Raw genomic sequence first — 16377 nt, forward strand, 5'->3', positions numbered from 1 at the left:
GGTGGGTGAACCGCCGTCAGCGAGGGACGATTCAACTCTCGATATCGCTTCAGGGACGGCTTCGGCTGTCCGCGTTCGCGAGGCAACCGCCGGTGACGCGCCCACCATAGCCGACATCCACGCGGCCGCGATCCGCGAACGCGGCAGCAACGTCTACGACGAGCACCAACTCGAGGCCTGGCTCGCGAACGTCCACCCCGAACGGTATCCCATCGACGAAGCCGGGTTCCGCGTGCTCGTCGCCGAAGTCGGCCGCGATGACTTCGATGACCGCGACGACTCCGACGACCTCGTCGGCTTCGGCCTGCTCGATCTCGAGCCCAGCGCCTACGGGTCGGACACCGGCCGAATCAAGTCGATCTACGTCCGCCCCGACGCCGCTCGGACCGGCGTCGGGACGGCGCTGCTCGACCGACTCGAGGCCGCCGCTCGCGAGGCCGGCCTCGAGCAACTCGCCCTCACGGCCTCGGAGAACGCGATCGAATTCTACGAGCGGCAAGGGTACGAGGGGATCGACACGCGCACCCTCGAGATGGAAGACGGCGTGACGCTGCCGGCGCTACGGATGCGAAAGCGCCTCGACTGACCCGTTTCACTTTCGCCGCGCACGGCTGGCGTTTACGGCCGTGCGCTCGAGTGTGAGCGTATGGAAACAACTCGACACTTCACGGCGACCATCTACGTCGTCAACGACGGGGCGACGGCGCTGCACGACCACGAAAAACTCGGACTGACGCTTCCGCCGGGCGGGCATGTCGATCGCGACGAACTTCCCCACGAAGCCGGGAAGCGTGAAGTTCGGGAAGAAACCGGCCTCGAGCCGACCCTGCTGGACGACCCGCCGGCGATCGACGCTCCCGACGGTCGGTCGTTGCCGAAACCGCGGCATCATATGCTGTACGATATCGACGTCTCCGACGGCGAGGTCGGGCACCAGCACATCGATCAGATCTACTATGCGACGGTCCCGAGCCGCGATATCTCGCCGGCCGACGGCGAAGTGAGCGCGGACGCCTGGGAGTGGTATTCGCCGGCGGACCTGCGCGGGAGCGATCTACCCGAAGACAACGTTCGGTTCGGTCTCGAAGCGATCCGCGCCGCATCGCAGTCGTAGTGCGTCACGAGTAACGACTCGAGCGTTTTGACGCCATCTGTCCTTGAGCGTACTGCGTCAGCCGCCGTCGGCGAGATCAATCCACTCGGCCTTCGCGTCCTGAAGTATCCGTTGTACGAACTGTGACTTTCGCTCCGTGTAGGCGTCCCGATCGTCAGGGTATCGACTCGCCAACTCGCGTTTCAGTTGCTCGTACGCAGCCGCTTCCGTCGGATGTTGCCGAAGATAGTCTCGAAACAGGCGCTGCTCGACGTGCGTGTCGCTCCCGCGTTCAGTCGCCGAGAGGTAGTGCGTCCGCTCGCGTTCCGGACCCTTCGCGAAGAAGAGCCGATCCGCAACCGGGTCGTTGAGCCGAAACGTGTAGTCCAAATCCTCGAGCCGGTCGATCCACCGGTGCCGCTGCTCGTCGGGCAGCGACTCGACCACGAGTAGCATATCGATGATCGGCTTTGCAGCCAGTCCCTCGATCGCGGTACTGCCGACGTGCTCGAGCGCGACGATTCGATCGCCGAGCGCCGAACGTACCCGTTCGGCTTCGGTCTCGAACGCTCGTTGCCACTCGTCGTTGTAGGGTTCGAGTTCGACGGTGCCGCGCTCGAGTCCGACCATACTCCTGCATTCGGAGGCTGCCAAAAGAGGCTATCGTCGGTAACGCTGCGTCAAGGAACACAAGGGACAGCCGAATCTATCGAGCGTCGTTCACGCTTCGACTGCTTCGAGACCCTCGATATCTGCCGCCAACTCCTCGAACAGTTCGTCGGCCTGCTCCTCGTCGTACTCGGTGTGGTACTCCTTCGGAACGCCCTCGGCGGCCAGCATGTAGTGCAGCTCCGGTTCGACGTCGTGCTGCTCGAGACACTGCCGGGCGCACTCGAGCGGGCAGCCGTCGATGGCGACGACCGGTCGATCGGCGGTCGCGGTCTCGACCAGCGGCGCAACGTCGCCGCCGACGCCGGCGATACACGACATCTCGGCGATCTTCTCCCGGTCGAGCGAGACGGCCAGGTCGTTCGCCATCTGAGCGGCGCTCGAGCAGCCCGAGCAGGAGTAAACCAGCGGGAGATCGTCGTATTCGTCGGTCATGTACGCGGGTTCTCTCGCTGTCGTTCGATAGTCGTACCCCCGAACATGTACCGGAAAACGGGTGAGTATCGATCCACGAGCGACAGCGCCACCACGTCACTTGGCCGGGCACACGACTCGAGTATCGCGAGAGTCGCGCAACTCGGGGAAGGGCAGGCCATCACACCGATAGCGACCGCGAGCGAACGGAGTGAGCGAGCGGGCCGACGACCGATGTAAACGAGGACGAGAGGACGAGTGAACGGAGGGAGGAGTGCTTTTGATCAACCTTTTACCGAGGGACGGTGCGCTGTGCGGCAGCTATGCTGCCGTCAGCGCAGCAGACCGCAGCGTAAAAGGTTGGTTAGAAGAATTTGAACAGGTCGTCCCGGTTCTGCTCGTGGAGGTGTTCGCGGACGGCCTCGTTGAGCGGTTCGATCCGGCCTTTCTTGGCGGTGATCGGAGCGATGGTTTCCTGCCACTGCTTCCACGGGGGATAGAGGCCGAGGCGGTCGCAGAGGTCGTTCAGGCGCTCGTCTTTGTCGTCGACCTTGTCCATCTTGTTGACGGCGACGACGACCGGGATGTCGAGGTCCCGCAGGAAGTGAAACATCTCGACGTCGTAGGGAACCTCGTCGGGGCCGGAGTGGCGGTCGATGATGTCGATGACGCTCTTGCCGTCGACGACCAGGACGGCGACGAGGATGTTCTCGGCGTAGTCCTCGAGGTAGTGGACGATGTTCGTCTTGATCTCCTCGCGGTGCTCCTCGTCGACGCCGCTCATGAAGCCGAAGCCGGGCAGGTCGGTGATGACGAAGTCCTCGGGCGCCCAGTCGTAGTGGTTCGGCTGACGGGTGACGCCGGGCTTGCCGCCGGTGTCGAACGTGTGGCCGGTCAGCTCGCGCATGAGCGTGGACTTGCCCACGTTCGAGCGACCGACGAGGGCCACCTCGGCCTCGCGATCGGGGCGAGAGTCGAACATACGCTACCGTAGGCGCGTCGTGCCTATATACGCGTTGTACTCGTTCTCATACTCGGCGGCGGCCTCGAGCGGGCTGTTGGGTTCTGTCGTGAGTGCGCTCCGATCACCGCGACCCGATTGTCGGCGACCGAATGCCCCCGGAATTATGACCCCTGACTGTCTCATCCATCGACGTGCGGCTCGTACAGTTGACGGTACCGACGGGCAAGCGGGAGACGATCCTCGAGGCCCTCGACGAGCGGGAGATCGACTACGTGCTCACCGACGAGGATAGCAACCGGGAGTACGCGGCGGTCGTCTACTTCCCGCTGCCGGATCCGGCCGTCGAGCCCGTGCTCGACGAACTTCAGAGCGTCGGCGTCGACGAGGACGCCTACACGGTCGTCGTCGACGCGGAGACGGTCGTCTCTCGGCGCTTCGAGGAGTTGCGCGACGAGTACGAGAACGGCGACGTCGAAACGGACCGCATCTCGCGACAGGAGTTGGAGACCGAAGCGGACGACCTGACGCCGACGTTCGGCGTCTACGCGATCATGACGATCATCAGCGCGCTCGTCGCGACCGCGGGCCTCCTGTTGGACTCGCCGGCGGTCGTCGTCGGGTCGATGGTGATCGCGCCGCTGATCGGGCCGGCGCTCGGCGCCAGCGTCGGCACGGTGATCGACGACGAGGAGCTGTTCAAAGAAAGCGTCCTCTACCAGGCCGCCGGTATCGTCCTCGCGATCGCGGCGGCGGCCGTCTTCGCGTTCGTCGTCCGAACGACGAACGTCGTCCCCCCGGGGCTCGAGATCGACATGGTCGGCGAGATCTCCGAGCGACTCACGCCGGATCTGCTCTCGCTGGTGATCGCACTCGGGGCCGGCGTCGCGGGGATCATCAGCATCGCAACGGGCACGTCGGTCGCGCTGGTCGGGGTCATGATCGCGGCGGCGCTGATCCCGCCGGCCGCGGCCGCCGGCGTCGCCCTCGCCTGGGGGCAACCCTCCGCCGCGATCGGCGCGACGGCGCTCGTGATGGTCAACATCCTCTCGGTGAACCTCGCCGGGCTGGTGACGCTATGGTACGCCGGCTACCGGCCCGAGAGCCTCTTTTCGCTCGGCGAGACGGAACAGCGTCTCCGGCGGCGAATCGTCGGGCTCGGCGTTATCGTGCTCGTCTTCGCCGTCTTCCTCGGCGCGATTACCTACGCCTCCTACAGCACCGGAACTTTCGAGCAGAACGCCCGCGAGGAGGTCGAACAGGTCCTCTCCGAGGACGATTTCACCGAGTTCCAGCTGCTCGAGTTCGAGGTCGTGATGGACGAGAACTACCCGTTCCTCGGGCCGGATCGGGTGGTCGTGACGATCGGCGGGCCGCCCGGGTCGTCGCCGCCCGAGCTGGCCGACGTCCTCTACGAGCGGATCAACCGCCACGCCGATGACGAGGTCGATCTCGAGATCAGGTACGTAGACGTCGTCGAGCGGTAGCGGATCGACGGGTGCTCGAGCGGTCGATTCCGTTACTCGCGTCGGAGCCGCTCGAGCAGCCCCGCGCTCGTCCCGGCGTCGGCAGCGGTCGTATCGGTGTCCGACCCGTCGTTGGCAGCGGGGCCGGAGCCGGCATTGGACTCGCTCGAGCCGCTCCGAGTTCGACCGATCCGACGCCGGAGCCACGCTCTCGGCCCGCCGATCCGGTTGACGAGGTACGTCGGGAAGTAGAGCGCGAACGCGCCGAGCGCGAGGAAGCCGACGCCGCCGACGAGTCGGCCGGTGCGGACGAACTCGAAGCCGACGACGAACATCGGGCCGGCCATCGAGAGCCCGGCGGCGATCTGGAGCATATCGAACAGGCCGAGGCGCTTCATGCGTCTTCCTCCGCGCCGTCGCTGCGGTCCCGAACTCGCGTCCGAGTCCTCATCCCTCGAACGGCAGTTCCGGCTCGTAGTCGACCGCCTCGATCGCCGCGTCCAGCACCGTCTCGACGTTCTCGCCGGTTTCGACGCTCATGGTGTAGTCGGCGTCCATCTCCTCGAGCAGGTCGCCGTCCCAGACGTCCCGGCGATCGGCCTTGTTCGCGATCGTGAGGACGGGAATCTCCTCGAACTGGCCCGCGATCGAATCGCGCAACTCGAGTTGCGAGGACAGCGGGTAACCGCACTCGCCGCTGGGGTCGATCATCACGAGCATGCAGTCCGCGAGGTGCTCGATGGCGCTGACGGCCTGTGATTCGATCTCGTTGCGCTCCGCCGGGGGTCGGTCGAGCAGTCCCGGCGTGTCGACGATCTGGTAGCGGATGTGGTCGCGCTCGAAGTGGCCGACGCCGATCCCCTTCGTCGTGAACGGGTAGGAGGCCGTCTCGCCGCGGGCGCTCGTGACGCCGTTGACGAACGACGATTTCCCCACGTTCGGGTAGCCGGCGACGACGATCGTCGGTTCCTCCGGGTCGATATCGGGCAGGTCCCGGAGGTCGTTGCGCGACTTGTTGATATAGAGCAGGTCGTCGTCGATCTGTTCAACGATGTCCGCCAGCCGCGCGAAGGCCTGTTTGCGGTGCTTGCGCGCGGTGTCCACGTCGGTCTTTCGGAGGCGGGGCTGGTACTCCTCGTGGATCTCGCGGGCCTTACGGCTGGCCCACATCACTTCCGAGAGGCTCTGTCGCAGCTTGTCGACGTCGACGATCGCGTCCGCCAGTTCGTAGTAGAACGGGTGGACGTCGTCCTCGTACTCGAAGTCCGGCCAGGCCGTGACGACGTTCTCGAGGTTATCGGAGATGATGTTCGCCGCCGTCTGCAGCATCGACTGCTGGGCCTCGAGGCCGCCCTTGGCCTTGCCGGCCCGCGCCGCCCGCGAAAACGCCTTGTCGATCAACTCTTCCGACGTGGGCGTCGTCGGAAGGTCTTCGAAAATCATGCCCGTCGCTATGACCCGCGCCCATAAAAGGGCGTCCGTTGGCCGCCGTCAGCTTATCCCTCCCGACGCCCTACGGACGCCCATGACAAACTGGCGCGCGGTCTTCGTCGGGTTCGTCGTCGCGACCGTCCTCGGAATCCTCGGGTTGGCCCTGCCGGGCGTCGGCCAGCTCGCCGCGGGACTGATCGGCGGCTTCGTCGCCGGCTACATGGCCGGCGGCGGCATCGGGAGCGGCTTCTGGCACGGATTGCTCGCCGGCGCGCTCGGCGGGATCATCGGCGGCCTGCTCATCGGGGTCGCGGTCGGCGTCGCCGGCCTCGCGCTCGGCCCCGTCGGCGGCGCGATCTCCGGCACCGTCGGCGTGGGCATCTTCGCGTTCGCCGTCGCCGTCTCGCTGGTCATGGCCGTCGAGAGCGCGATCGCCGGCGCCGTCGGCGGCGCGCTCAACTCGGGCGCCGACACCGGTCGCTCGACAGGCGGACAGCGGTACTAAGAATCGGATTTTCGATCGCTGTCTTCGGCCCTCGAGCGTTCGAGTCAGAAGAACCGAGTCTGGTCTACTCGACTCTCGAGACCGGATTGCGACGGCTCCCGCTCGAGAGTCGGAATCGAACGCAAAGAAACGGCGACGCCGTCCGCGGCCGCGACCGAACCGTTAGCTCGAGGCCATCTCCCGACAGCTTTCGGCGCACTTCGGGAGGACCTCGGCGCAGGCCTGACAGTGTTCGTGGTCGTGCTGTTCGCACTCCTCGGCGCACTCTTCGCAGAGGTCCGCACAGAGTTCGCCCAGTTCCTGGTGGTAGCCCGAGTTGCGGGCCATGAACCGCGCGTGAAGCGACGCGATGTCGGCCACGTCCCGACAGAGCCGGATGCAGCGGGCCATGTCTTCGCCCTCGCCGGCGCAGGCGTCCGCACACCACTCGCAGACCTGGGCCGCCTCGAGGCAGTTGTCGATACACTCCTGCATGTGGTCGTCCGCGTGCTCGAGTTGTTGCAGTGCCATCACGGCTAGCCACGCCGCTCGTCACAATCAAACTGATACGGACGTTTGCAAGGAACGACAAGGAACGAACCGTTATCCAGCAACAGATCCGAGTACGTGGGGCCGGCCGTTCGACTACCGCCGCGACTCGAGTTCGCCCTCGAGATCCTCGAGGTCCATGCCCTTCATCGAGAGCAGGACGAGCAGGTGGTAGACGATGTCGGCGGCCTCGTAGGCAATCTCCTCGTCGTCGTCGTCCTTCGCGGCCAGCACGAGTTCCGTCGTCTCCTCGCCGAGTTTCTCCAGCACTGCGTTCTCGCCCTTCTCGTGGGTGAACAGCGACGCGGTGTAGGAGTCTTCGGGCAGCGTTTCCTTGCGATCCTCGATCACGGCGAACAGGTCCTCGAGCGTGTCGTCCATCTACATTTCACCGGCGACGTTGCGGATGTCTTCTAATTGCTCGAACTTGTCGCTGTCGTCTCGGCCGTTCTCGAAGACTTCCTCGGTGACTTCGATCTCGGCGTTCGTCCGGGCGGCCAGCGCCAGCGAGTCGCTCGGTCGGGCGTCGACGACCGTCCCCCCGCGGGGCGTCTCGAGGTGCAGATCCGCGATGTAGGTGCCGCCCTGCCCGCCGTCGCGCTCCTCGATCTCGCTGACGACGACGCGGTCGATCCGACTGCCAAGTTCCTCCATCACGTCCAGCAGGAGGTCGTGGGTCAGCGGGCGGCCGATGTCCTCGGCCTCGAGGCCCCGGGCGATGCTGGTCGCCTCGTTGAACCCGATGAAGATGGGGACGACGTCGTCCTCGTCGTCGACGCTCAAGACGACGACCGGGACCGGCCCCTGCTGGGTTCCTGCGACGCGGACCGCGTCGATGGATGCGTGCATACCGCAACCGTCGCGTGCGAGGGAGAAAACATGTCCGGTCGCGAATGCATGCACGCGAGGCGGCCGTCGTAGGGCCGCGCTCGGGACGGCGACCGCAGCGTTTCGCAGTTCGCGTTAGGCCGGGTCCGTCGCCGGTTTCTCGTTCTCGAGCGCCGGCACCGACGCCGCCTCGTTCTCGAAGAAGGCCAGCCCGTGAATCCGGCTGTCGGGGGTCAGTTCGGGGTGGAACGCGGTGCCGACGACGGAACCCTGCCGGACCGCAACCGGGCGGCCGTCCCACGTCGCGAGCACCTCGGCGTTGGCGTCGCCGTTGCCGCCTTCGTCTCCGTTATCGTCCGCGCCGATGTCGACGTCGGCAACCGCCGGCGCGCGGATGAACACCGCCGGATACGGCTCGTCGTCCGCGAGACCCTCGACCTCGAGGGGCGCCTCGAAGCTGTCCTTCTGCCGGCCGAAGGCGTTGCGCTCGACCGCCACGTCGAGCAGTCCGAGTTCGTCGACCCGATCGTCGTTCGGATCGCTCGAGGCGACGATCAGGCCGGCGCAGGTAGCGAGCAGGGGTTTGCCCGCGGCGACGTGATCTCGAATCTCGGCCGCGATTCCCTCGCTGTGGACGAGCCGCGAGATGGTCGTCGACTCGCCGCCGGGCATCGCGAGCAGGTCGCAGTCGGGAACGATTCCCGACTCGCGGATTTCGCGGACGGTGACCTCGTGTCCGCGGGCTCGCGCCGCCCGTTCGATGGCGTCGGCGTGCTCTTCGACGTCGCCCTGAACGGCGACGACGCCGGCGGTCAGTGGCATGCGCGCCCGTAGGGATGGGGGGATCAAAAAGGCCGCGTCCGCGTCAGCGCCCGCCGTTTCGTCTCGAGCCGCTCTTCGCGGCGATCCGTCGGCGTCGGCGACGCGTTCGACGAACCCGACACTACGGGCGCTCCTCGGCCGGCACCGGTGCGAAGAATCGAGCACCGAGAACGAACGGGTCGCTTACGCGACGAAGGTCAGCAGCTGTACGAGAACGCCGATCAGCACGCCGGTTGCGATGACGGTCTTGGGATTGATCTTGATCGCGTTCGAGTCCTCCGAGTCGAAGTACCGGACGAGTCCGGCACTGGACATCAAGCCGCCGGAATTTTGTCCTTTATCCATGTGCGGTCATACGGTCGCCCGGAACTAAATCTTTCGTCCGGCGGTGGTCCTCGACGGGTCGCGGCCGACGCCGTCTCGACTCGTCTACCTCGAGCCGTTTGCACCGAGATTGCGGCAAGCCCGCGCGACTGGGAAACCCTTATGCGCCGCGCGTGGCAACTAGCGCTGAACCGCATGACTGTCACGCTCAAGGACTTCTACGCGGACTGGTGTGGCCCCTGCAAGACCCAGGATCCGATCCTCGAGGAACTCGAGGAGGACTGGGAGGGGCGCTTCGAAGTCGAGAAGGTAAACGTCGACGAACAACAGGACCTGGCCAATGAGTACCAGGTCCGCTCGCTGCCGACGCTGATCATCGAAAACGACGACGGCATCGTCGAGCGCTTCGTCGGCGTCACCCAGCGCGAGGACATCGAGGACGCCCTCGAGTCGGCCGGCGCGTAGGCCGTAGCCGTAGCAACTGTAACTATCGGGTCGCCGACACCGAGACGCCGGAACTGATCCCGGTCGTCTCGTTCATTTCTCTCCGTTTTCGCCGCGCCGTAGCGGCTAGTACGGCGAGCGTCACTCCTGCCACTTCACGCCGAGATCGCGGGCGTCGTTGTACATCGTGAGCGTGATCGTCAGCGCCGTGAGGCTCTCGATCGCCGCGGCGTTCGACAGCGGCCCCGCCTCGAGCGCGCGAAGTCCCTCGATCTCGTTAGTTAGATCGACGACGGTCCGGACCGCGTCGCGATCGGTCCCGACGACGGGCGTGTCGTAGTCGATGTCGGCCTCGAGATCGGCGAGCCGGGCGGCCGGGAGGTTGTGGTACGCGCCGACGACCGGAACGCCGTCGGGCGCTCGCTGGGCGACGAGTTCGGTCGTGCTGCCGGCCGACGGCGGGTGGAACTGCATCCCGCCGTCGTCGCGTTTCATGGCGACCGCGGGCGTGACGAGGATCGTGTTTTCGTCGAGCGCGTCCGCGACCGACTCGATCGTGTCGCCGACGTGGTAGGGCGGAACCGCGAGCACCGCGACGTCGGCGCGGTCGGTGACCATCTCGTTGACGAACCCCTTGACGGTGGCCTCGGCGCCGTGGGCCTCGAGGGTTTCCTCGTAGCCGGCGACCGCGTCCCGGGCGCTCTCGGGGTCGCGGGAGCCGACGAGCACCTCGTGGTCGGTGTCCCGTCCGAACCGGAGCGCGAGCCCTTCGCCGATGTCGCCGGTGCCGCCGAGCAGTGCGATTCGCATACGCGCCCCTGCGAGCGAAATCGGAATAAAACCGGGTGATCGGCCGGCCCGAGCGGGAGGGCGTCGACTGCGTCGCGGCTCCGAGCCCGCGGACGAGCGCCGACTACTTGGCGAAGACCTGCACGGACGTCACGACAGTGTCGTCCTCCCCGCGGACGCGAACCGGGAACTGCTCGTCCCGCTTCGTCGGATACGTCTCGAAGCCGAGCGTCGCCGCGCCCGTCTCGCCGGGTTCGACCACCACGTCCTGCGTGTCGAGCTTCTTCGGATCGTGGCCGACGATGAGCTCGAGCGTCTGCCGGCCGGTCTCGGAGCCGGTGTTCGTGATGTCGACGATCACCTCGAGGTACTCGCCCGCGTCGACCGGCGAGTTCGTGGTGCGGATCGAGAGCTCGAGTTCGCTGCCGGGTTCACCGTCACTACCGTCGTCTTCGACCCGCTCGAGTTGCCACTCCGCGTCGGGCTGGGTCACCGTCCCGTCCGAACAGATCACCCACGGGACGACGTGGCAGGTGTGACAGGCCGAGTCCGTTACCAGCTGCGCCGTGTCCGTCCGGCCGCTGAGTTCGGTGACGTCCAGAATTACGTCGGCCTGGGTGAGCCACCAGACGACTCGCTCGAGGCTGGTAGCAGGATCGGTCGCCTCGAGTTCGAACGTGACGGGCTCGTTGCCGGTCATCGGAACGGTGCCCGGTTCCGGACGGATCGCCTCGACCGTCGGCGATCCGATCCCGCTCGCGGTCACGTCGACCCGCCAGTGGGCCGTGTACGTTTCCTCCCGCTCGCGAGGAATTACGGCTGCCGCCACGTCGTGCGTTCCCGGCGATTCGAACGGGTGCCGGAAGAAATAGGTCCCGATCTCGCCGAAGTAAGCCCATTCCCAGGGGCCAACGAACGAGTTCGCTTGTTCGCCGTCGACCCACCAGACGACGTTGTGGGACTCGTCGGGATCGTTGGGGGCGGCCTCAAACAGGATCTCGGTCCCAGGTTCGACGGCGAACTCGCCGCCGGGGCTCGCGTTCGACAGCCGGGATGCACCGATCACCGAAACGGTTCGCTCGTCGGCGTCGCCGTCAGTTTCCACTCGAACCGGGAACTCTTCGTCCCTTGGCACCGGATAGGTGTAGAATCCGTGGCTCGTCGTTCGTGTCTCGCCGGGTTCGATCATCATACTGACGCGGCTGAACCGATCCGGATCCTCGCCGACGAGGAAGTCGACGTCCGGTCGGATGGCCGACGTGCCGTGATTTGTGATCGCGACCGTCACGCCGAGGTATTCGCCCGCGTGCACCGGCGCATCCGTTTCGATAATTTCAACCTCGAGGTTGGGCGTCCCCTCCCCGCTCCCGCTCGCGTCCTGCGCCCCGGTCGAAACCCGAGCCTCGCCGCGGTCGATTCCCTGCGACCAGCGCGTCGCCCCGAGTACGACGCCGCCGGTCGATATCCCTCGCAGCACCCGCCGTCGAGTTGGTCCCCGCATACCGGTTCAGTACCGCGAATCGGACTGAAAGTCTCGACTACCGTTTCGCGGCCCAACCCGACGTTTCGGGTGCGGCGGGTCTCCGACGGCCGCGACGTTGGGTCGGACTACTCGAGTAGGACCGCACAACCCGGCCGCTCGCCGCTCGTAGGCGGCCGTTACGCGAGCGCCTCGCGGTTGGGAGCGACCTGTCGTCGCCGTCAGGGAGCGTCGCCCTCCTCCGGATTCATCGACGCGCCCAATCCGCTGTCGTAGGCGTCCCGGTTCTGTACCTCGCGAATCCGCTGGTCGAGTCGTTCCTCGAGCGCCTGCCGCCGCTCTTCGTCCACGTCGGGATCGTTGCCGAGCGCCTGCAGGTCCTCGCGGGCCGTCCGGAGCACCGACACCGCCTCCTCGGTCTCGAGGTCGGTCGCGCGATTCAACTGCCGTTCGACGTCCTCGAGGATGAGGTCGGTCACGGGAGCGACCACCACGGGAAGGGTGTTGAAGGGGCGGCCGGGAGTTGCCACCCTGAACGCAGGTTCCATTACCCGTCCTGTCGTTGAGCCGCTATGTCACGTCCCACGCGCTCCCGGCCCGCCGTCATCGCCCACCGCGGCTACGCCGGCGTCGCTCCCGAGAACACCGTCGCTGCGGCCGTTCGGGCCGCCGAACGCGACGACACGGCGATGATCGAAATCGACGTCCAGCCGGCCGCCTGCGGAACGCCGGTCGTCGTCCACGACGACCGCCTCGAGGGCACCCATCCCCGCGACGGCCGGCCGCTCACCGACGCCGACGGCCTCGTTCGGGAGACGCCGCTCGAGGAGTTGCAGGAAACGCGGGTCCTCGGCACCGACGAAACGATTCCGACGCTCGCGACCCTGCTCGAGGCGCTCCCCGACACCGCGGGCGTCAACGTCGAACTGAAGAATCCCGGCACGACCGACCTGCGGTTCGGCGAGGCGCTCGCACCCGACGAGCGCGACGCGCGGCGAGACGTCTGGAAGCCGTTCGTCGAGCGCGTCGTCGACGAGTGTCGCGCGTTCGACGGCGACCTGCTCTTCTCGTCGTTCTGCGAGGGCGCGCTCGCCGCGCTCCGCGAGGCCGCACCCGAGTACGCCGCCGCGCCGCTCGTCTGGGACGACCTCGAGGCCGGGCTGACGATCGCCGACCGCTACGACTGCGAGGCGATCCACCCGCCGCGAAACGCCGTCGCCGGGGTCCCGCTGGCGACGACGGAGTACGCCGGCCTCCCGGCTGCGGAACCGGAGCTCGACGTGCTCGAGCGGGCCCACGAGGACGGGCGAGCGGTCAACGTCTGGACGGTCGAGACGTGGGGGCAGTTCGACCAACTCGCCGCGGCCGGCGTCGACGGGATCATCGCGGACTACCCCGGACTCGAGCGAGCGGCATCCGCCGCGGCCTCGAGAACTGACCGAAGAGAACCTTGAGCACCGCGAAGCTCTTGGGTACGCCCGGTCAAATACGGCTATGGCAGGGCCGCCGACCGAGGACGTGATCACGATTCTGCTCGTCGAGCCGAACCCGGGGGACGCGAGGCTGTTCGACGAGTCGTTCGCCGACGCGAACATCGCCTGTGACGTCCACACCGTCTCCGACGGCGAGAACGCGCTGGATTTCGTCCACCGGCGAAACGACCACGTCGAACGGCCGCGGCCGGACCTCGTCCTGCTCGATTTTCACTTACCGGGCGTCAGCGGCGAGGACGTCCTGACCGAACTCAAATCCGATCCCGCGTTCCGGCGGATTCCGGTCATCGTCATGACCAGTTCCGACGCCGAGGAGGACATCGCCCGCTCGTACGACCTCCACGCGAACGCCTACGTCCAGAAACCGATCGAGCCCGACGAGTTCGTCGAGCTTGTCCGCTCGTTCGAGAACTTCTGGCTGACGTTCGTGCGGCTCTCCTCGAGCGAAGCGGGCGAAGCGGGCGAAGCGAGTGAGACGGACGAGACTGGCGAGGAGTAGACGGCGTTACTCGGCGAGCAGGGACGGCAGTTCGTTGATCGACTCGAGTACCGCCGCCGCGTTTTCGGCCTCGTACTTTCGGCGGCCCTCCTCGCCGGTGAGCCCGCCGGTGAGCACACCGATCCCGTGGTACTCTCGACCGGGATCGGCTTCGGCGGCGTTGTTCGCCGTTCGGACGTCGTCTAACGTGTCCCCGACGAAAACGATGCGCTCGGCGTCGAACCGTTCGGCCAGCGTCGTCAGCGCCCGCGGGTGGGGCTTCCCTTCCTCCCAGTCGTCCATCGTGAAGCGGTGCTCGAGCGGCACTTCGTCCTCGAGCCCCACGCGCTCGAGGGCGATCTCGGCCTCGGCTTCGGGGCGGCCGGTCAGGACGCCGACGTCGTAGCGCTCGAGCAACCGATCGCGCGCGTCGGCCTCGAGCAACACCGGCTCGTCGTGGATGAACCCCTCGGTCTCGATGTCGGGTTCGCCGCCCTCGAGGCCCCGATACAGTTCCGCGCCGAGGTAGAGTTGCTGGAAGACGTCGCGCAGTCGCTCGCGGTCCCAGCGCTCTTTGACGCGCTGGGTCGCTCGGGCGCCGATCCGGTCGCGGACGACGGCTTCGGCGGCCTCGAGGCCGCCGCCGTTCTCGGCGATGGCGTCGGTGAAGGCGTCGATGGACTCGTCGTATCCCTCGCCCGTCGCGAGGATGTAGAGGGCGGCGGCGTAGGTGAGTTCCCAGTCGTTGTTGAACCCGCCCGCGTCCTTGAACTGCTGGATGTCGTCTTTGCGGATCGTGCGGTCGTAGACGTAGTCGACGGACTCGACGATCGCGCGCCGGTAGGAGTCGGCGACGTCGACGAGCACTCCGTCGATGTCGAGCACGACGGCGTCTGCGTTCATACGCCCTCGAACGGGCCGATCGGAATAAAGCCGGTCGGTTTCGGTCGTCGGCCGTTCCTTCGGTACCCTCGGTTGCCGCCGGTTGCCGGTGCCCGGCGAGGACGGCATCCCGGCTACAACTCGGCCAACAGCGCCTCGCCGCGCGAGACGAACCGCTCTCGAATCGCGTCGAACGAGTCAGATCGAAGATCGTACTCGAGATCGGGCGCCCGACCCGCCCAACTCCCGTCCTCGAGGATCCGGTCGGCTTCGTACGCGAGGAGGCGGTCGTCCGCCGCCATCACGCGGTCCCACTCGTCGTCCGTCGGCGGCTCGATATCGAACGCCGTCCATACCGCGTCCAGAACGCGCTCTTCGACGCGTTCGAACGACTCGAACCTGGCCTTGAGCGGCCGCGGAACGTCGCCGACGTACGCCTCGCCGGCGTCGTGTAACAGGCCCAGGAGCTGCAGCCGCGGGGAGTCGGCCGGCAGTTCGCGGCTCACGTGTATCGAGTGGTGGGCGACGCTGTAGAACCGCCGGCAGTGACCGCCGAACCGACAGGCGTGAGCTAGCCCGGCGGCGATATCGAGGAGTCGCACGTCGTCGGGATCGGGATCGAAGACGTCGAATCCGCACCCGGAGTACGTCTCGATTCGTCCGCTCCCGGCCTGTGAATCGACCATGCGAACTGGTAGAAAATTCAACCTTATCACTGTGGGTGGTGTCGAAACGATACCGTCGGTGCAACGACCTTGATCGGCGGTCACTGAATCCCCGCTCGAGCCACGTACAGCGTCCCCGTTTCGATCGTCTTTCGATCAACCGGCACCGCCGGTTGGTCCCCGCCCAGCGTCGTGAAGTAGAAGGCGGCGTCGGCCTCGCGGGCGACCTCGAGCGCCGGCCGGTGGAGTTCGGGCGGCAGGTTTCGGGCGTAGATCGCGTCGGCGTCGGCGTAGATTGCGGGGTCGGGATCGACGATATCGTCTTGCACGAATCGGACGCCGTGGGGGACCTCGCGCCGGTAGACGTCGGTTGCGATCACGGAAACTCCCGCTTTCGCGAGCGCGGCCGCCAGCTCCGTCCGGCGGCCGATCCCGATCTCGACCGCGCGGTCGTACTCGCGGAGGTAATCGATCATTGCATCCGAGCGGCGGCGAGAGTGGGACACGGCGGGACGTTTATGGCCTCTGCGCCCATAGCCGTTGCCATGCTCGTCGACATCGTGCCGGTCGGCAACGTCCCCGCGGAGGTCAAGCGGGCCGCCTCCTCGGCGTTGCGATCGGTCTACGACTGCGAGGTCTCTATCAACGACTCGCAGTCGGTTCCGAACGGCGCGTACGACTCCGGCCGGAACCAGTACTCTGCCGAATCTTTCATCCAACTGGCCGAACGAGTCGGCCGCGGCGACAAAAACATCGCGATCACGCCCCACGACCTCTTCTACCGCCGGCGCAACTACGTCTTCGGGCTCGCCTACCTCGACGGCAGCGGCAGCGTCGTCTCGACCTACCGCCTGCAAACCTCGAGCGACGGCGGGTTCTCGAACCAGAGCGCCGAAGACATCTTCGAGGACCGCGTCCGCAAGGAGATCGTCCACGAGATCGGTCACACCTACGGCTTAGAGCACTGCGACAACAATCGCTGCGTGATGAACTTCTCGCCGACGGTCCGCGAGGTCGATATCAAGGAGGAGAACCTCTGTGGCAGCTGTCAGCGCTTGATCAGCTGACGATTCCGAGCTGATTCAAGCAAAATTAGGCCGTATCA

The 16377-nt window shown here is 66.5% G+C and carries 24 protein-coding genes; 8 read left to right on the top strand and 16 right to left on the bottom strand.

From position 1 onward, the window contains the following. Position 1: 1 nt before the first annotated feature. Both HALXA_RS13405 and HALXA_RS13410 read left to right on the top strand, forming a co-directional pair. A complete protein-coding gene (locus HALXA_RS13405; protein WP_013880915.1) occupies positions 2 to 586 on the top strand; it encodes a GNAT family N-acetyltransferase in 585 nt (194 codons plus the stop codon). 60 nt (positions 587 to 646) lie between these two features. Further along, positions 647 to 1114 carry an NUDIX hydrolase gene (locus HALXA_RS13410; RefSeq protein ID WP_013880916.1) on the top strand — a complete coding sequence of 156 codons (468 nt, stop codon included), beginning with the start codon at positions 647 to 649 and terminating at the stop codon, positions 1112 to 1114. A 57-nt stretch (positions 1115 to 1171) separates the two neighbouring features. Here HALXA_RS13410 and HALXA_RS13415 read toward each other — a convergent pair whose 3' ends face one another. From HALXA_RS13415 to engB, 3 genes are all read right to left on the bottom strand, one after another. Continuing rightward, positions 1172 to 1723, bottom strand: a complete 552-nt coding sequence (locus tag HALXA_RS13415) for a GrpB family protein (protein ID WP_013880917.1) — start codon at positions 1721 to 1723, stop codon at positions 1172 to 1174. Positions 1724 to 1813: 90 nt separating this feature from the next. Next, on the bottom strand, positions 1814 to 2197 hold the full coding sequence (locus HALXA_RS13420) for a putative zinc-binding protein (protein WP_013880918.1): 384 nt from the start codon (positions 2195 to 2197) through the stop codon (positions 1814 to 1816). Between the two features lie 343 nt (positions 2198 to 2540). Then, positions 2541 to 3158: a GTP-binding protein EngB gene (engB, locus tag HALXA_RS13425; protein WP_013880919.1), complete on the bottom strand. Its 618-nt coding sequence runs from the start codon at positions 3156 to 3158 to the stop codon at positions 2541 to 2543. Positions 3159 to 3331: 173 nt separating this feature from the next. Between engB and HALXA_RS13430 the strand changes: the two genes are divergently transcribed. Continuing rightward, positions 3332 to 4624, top strand: coding sequence for a TIGR00341 family protein (locus HALXA_RS13430; protein ID WP_013880920.1), 1293 nt, complete (start codon positions 3332 to 3334; stop codon positions 4622 to 4624). A 32-nt stretch (positions 4625 to 4656) separates the two neighbouring features. Here HALXA_RS13430 and HALXA_RS13435 read toward each other — a convergent pair whose 3' ends face one another. Together HALXA_RS13435 and HALXA_RS13440 are read right to left on the bottom strand one after the other, a co-directional pair. Continuing rightward, entirely contained in the window at positions 4657 to 5001 is a 345-nt protein-coding gene (locus HALXA_RS13435) for a hypothetical protein (protein WP_013880921.1), read from the bottom strand. Positions 5002 to 5050: 49 nt separating this feature from the next. After that, positions 5051 to 6046 (bottom strand): NOG1 family protein, encoded by a 996-nt coding sequence (locus tag HALXA_RS13440; protein ID WP_013880922.1) that lies wholly within the window; start codon positions 6044 to 6046, stop codon positions 5051 to 5053. A gap of 82 nt (positions 6047 to 6128) precedes the next feature. On the opposite strand from HALXA_RS13440, the gene HALXA_RS13445 reads away from it, so the two are divergent. After that, on the top strand, positions 6129 to 6539 hold the full coding sequence (locus HALXA_RS13445) for a DUF5518 domain-containing protein (protein ID WP_013880923.1): 411 nt from the start codon (positions 6129 to 6131) through the stop codon (positions 6537 to 6539). Between the two features lie 162 nt (positions 6540 to 6701). On the opposite strand, the gene HALXA_RS13450 is transcribed toward HALXA_RS13445, so the two are convergent. The 5 genes from HALXA_RS13450 to HALXA_RS13470 all read right to left on the bottom strand — a co-directional run bounded on the left by HALXA_RS13450 (position 6702) and on the right by HALXA_RS13470 (position 9062). Beyond that, positions 6702 to 7049, bottom strand: coding sequence for a four-helix bundle copper-binding protein (locus HALXA_RS13450; protein ID WP_013880924.1), 348 nt, complete (start codon positions 7047 to 7049; stop codon positions 6702 to 6704). A 114-nt stretch (positions 7050 to 7163) separates the two neighbouring features. Next, entirely contained in the window at positions 7164 to 7448 is a 285-nt protein-coding gene (gene hisE, locus HALXA_RS13455) for a phosphoribosyl-ATP diphosphatase (RefSeq protein WP_013880925.1), read from the bottom strand. Further along, entirely contained in the window at positions 7449 to 7916 is a 468-nt protein-coding gene (locus tag HALXA_RS13460; RefSeq protein WP_013880926.1) for a bifunctional nuclease family protein, read from the bottom strand. Between the two features lie 114 nt (positions 7917 to 8030). Then, complete coding sequence (gene pdxT, locus HALXA_RS13465; RefSeq protein ID WP_013880927.1) at positions 8031 to 8717, bottom strand: pyridoxal 5'-phosphate synthase glutaminase subunit PdxT; 687 nt, start codon at positions 8715 to 8717, stop codon at positions 8031 to 8033. A 183-nt stretch (positions 8718 to 8900) separates the two neighbouring features. Next, positions 8901 to 9062: a preprotein translocase subunit Sec61beta gene (locus HALXA_RS13470; RefSeq protein WP_013880928.1), complete on the bottom strand. Its 162-nt coding sequence runs from the start codon at positions 9060 to 9062 to the stop codon at positions 8901 to 8903. A 141-nt stretch (positions 9063 to 9203) separates the two neighbouring features. On the opposite strand from HALXA_RS13470, the gene HALXA_RS13475 reads away from it, so the two are divergent. After that, the gene (locus HALXA_RS13475) at positions 9204 to 9506 is read left to right on the top strand and encodes a thioredoxin family protein (protein WP_013880929.1); all 303 of its coding nucleotides are present in this window, start codon (positions 9204 to 9206) and stop codon (positions 9504 to 9506) included. Positions 9507 to 9626: 120 nt separating this feature from the next. Here the strand turns inward: HALXA_RS13475 and npdG are convergent, their stop codons facing one another. The 3 genes from npdG to HALXA_RS13490 all read right to left on the bottom strand — a co-directional run bounded on the left by npdG (position 9627) and on the right by HALXA_RS13490 (position 12233). Next, on the bottom strand, positions 9627 to 10295 hold the full coding sequence (gene npdG / locus HALXA_RS13480) for an NADPH-dependent F420 reductase (RefSeq protein ID WP_013880930.1): 669 nt from the start codon (positions 10293 to 10295) through the stop codon (positions 9627 to 9629). A gap of 103 nt (positions 10296 to 10398) precedes the next feature. Continuing rightward, positions 10399 to 11775 (bottom strand): hypothetical protein, encoded by a 1377-nt coding sequence (locus tag HALXA_RS13485; RefSeq protein WP_013880931.1) that lies wholly within the window; start codon positions 11773 to 11775, stop codon positions 10399 to 10401. A 200-nt stretch (positions 11776 to 11975) separates the two neighbouring features. Further along, entirely contained in the window at positions 11976 to 12233 is a 258-nt protein-coding gene (locus tag HALXA_RS13490) for a hypothetical protein (RefSeq protein WP_049895471.1), read from the bottom strand. Between the two features lie 93 nt (positions 12234 to 12326). Here HALXA_RS13490 and HALXA_RS13495 point away from each other — a divergent pair, with 93 nt between their 5' ends. Beyond that, the gene (locus HALXA_RS13495) at positions 12327 to 13208 is read left to right on the top strand and encodes a glycerophosphodiester phosphodiesterase (protein ID WP_013880933.1); all 882 of its coding nucleotides are present in this window, start codon (positions 12327 to 12329) and stop codon (positions 13206 to 13208) included. Positions 13209 to 13248: 40 nt separating this feature from the next. Then, a complete protein-coding gene (locus HALXA_RS13500; RefSeq protein WP_013880934.1) occupies positions 13249 to 13746 on the top strand; it encodes a response regulator in 498 nt (165 codons plus the stop codon). A gap of 6 nt (positions 13747 to 13752) precedes the next feature. Here the strand turns inward: HALXA_RS13500 and HALXA_RS13505 are convergent, their stop codons facing one another. The 3 genes from HALXA_RS13505 to HALXA_RS13515 form a co-directional block, all read right to left on the bottom strand. After that, positions 13753 to 14628 (bottom strand): TIGR01548 family HAD-type hydrolase, encoded by an 876-nt coding sequence (locus tag HALXA_RS13505; protein WP_013880935.1) that lies wholly within the window; start codon positions 14626 to 14628, stop codon positions 13753 to 13755. Between the two features lie 113 nt (positions 14629 to 14741). After that, the gene (locus tag HALXA_RS13510; RefSeq protein ID WP_013880936.1) at positions 14742 to 15293 is read right to left on the bottom strand and encodes a hypothetical protein; all 552 of its coding nucleotides are present in this window, start codon (positions 15291 to 15293) and stop codon (positions 14742 to 14744) included. Between the two features lie 80 nt (positions 15294 to 15373). Then, positions 15374 to 15778, bottom strand: coding sequence for a UPF0146 family protein (locus tag HALXA_RS13515; protein ID WP_171814674.1), 405 nt, complete (start codon positions 15776 to 15778; stop codon positions 15374 to 15376). A gap of 39 nt (positions 15779 to 15817) precedes the next feature. Between HALXA_RS13515 and HALXA_RS13520 the strand changes: the two genes are divergently transcribed. Further along, positions 15818 to 16339, top strand: coding sequence for an archaemetzincin family Zn-dependent metalloprotease (locus HALXA_RS13520; protein ID WP_013880938.1), 522 nt, complete (start codon positions 15818 to 15820; stop codon positions 16337 to 16339). Positions 16340 to 16377: the final 38 nt, after the last annotated feature.

The sequence above is a fragment of the Halopiger xanaduensis SH-6 genome, assembly GCF_000217715.1.
GTDB classification, from domain to species: Archaea; Halobacteriota; Halobacteria; order Halobacteriales; family Natrialbaceae; genus Halopiger; species Halopiger xanaduensis.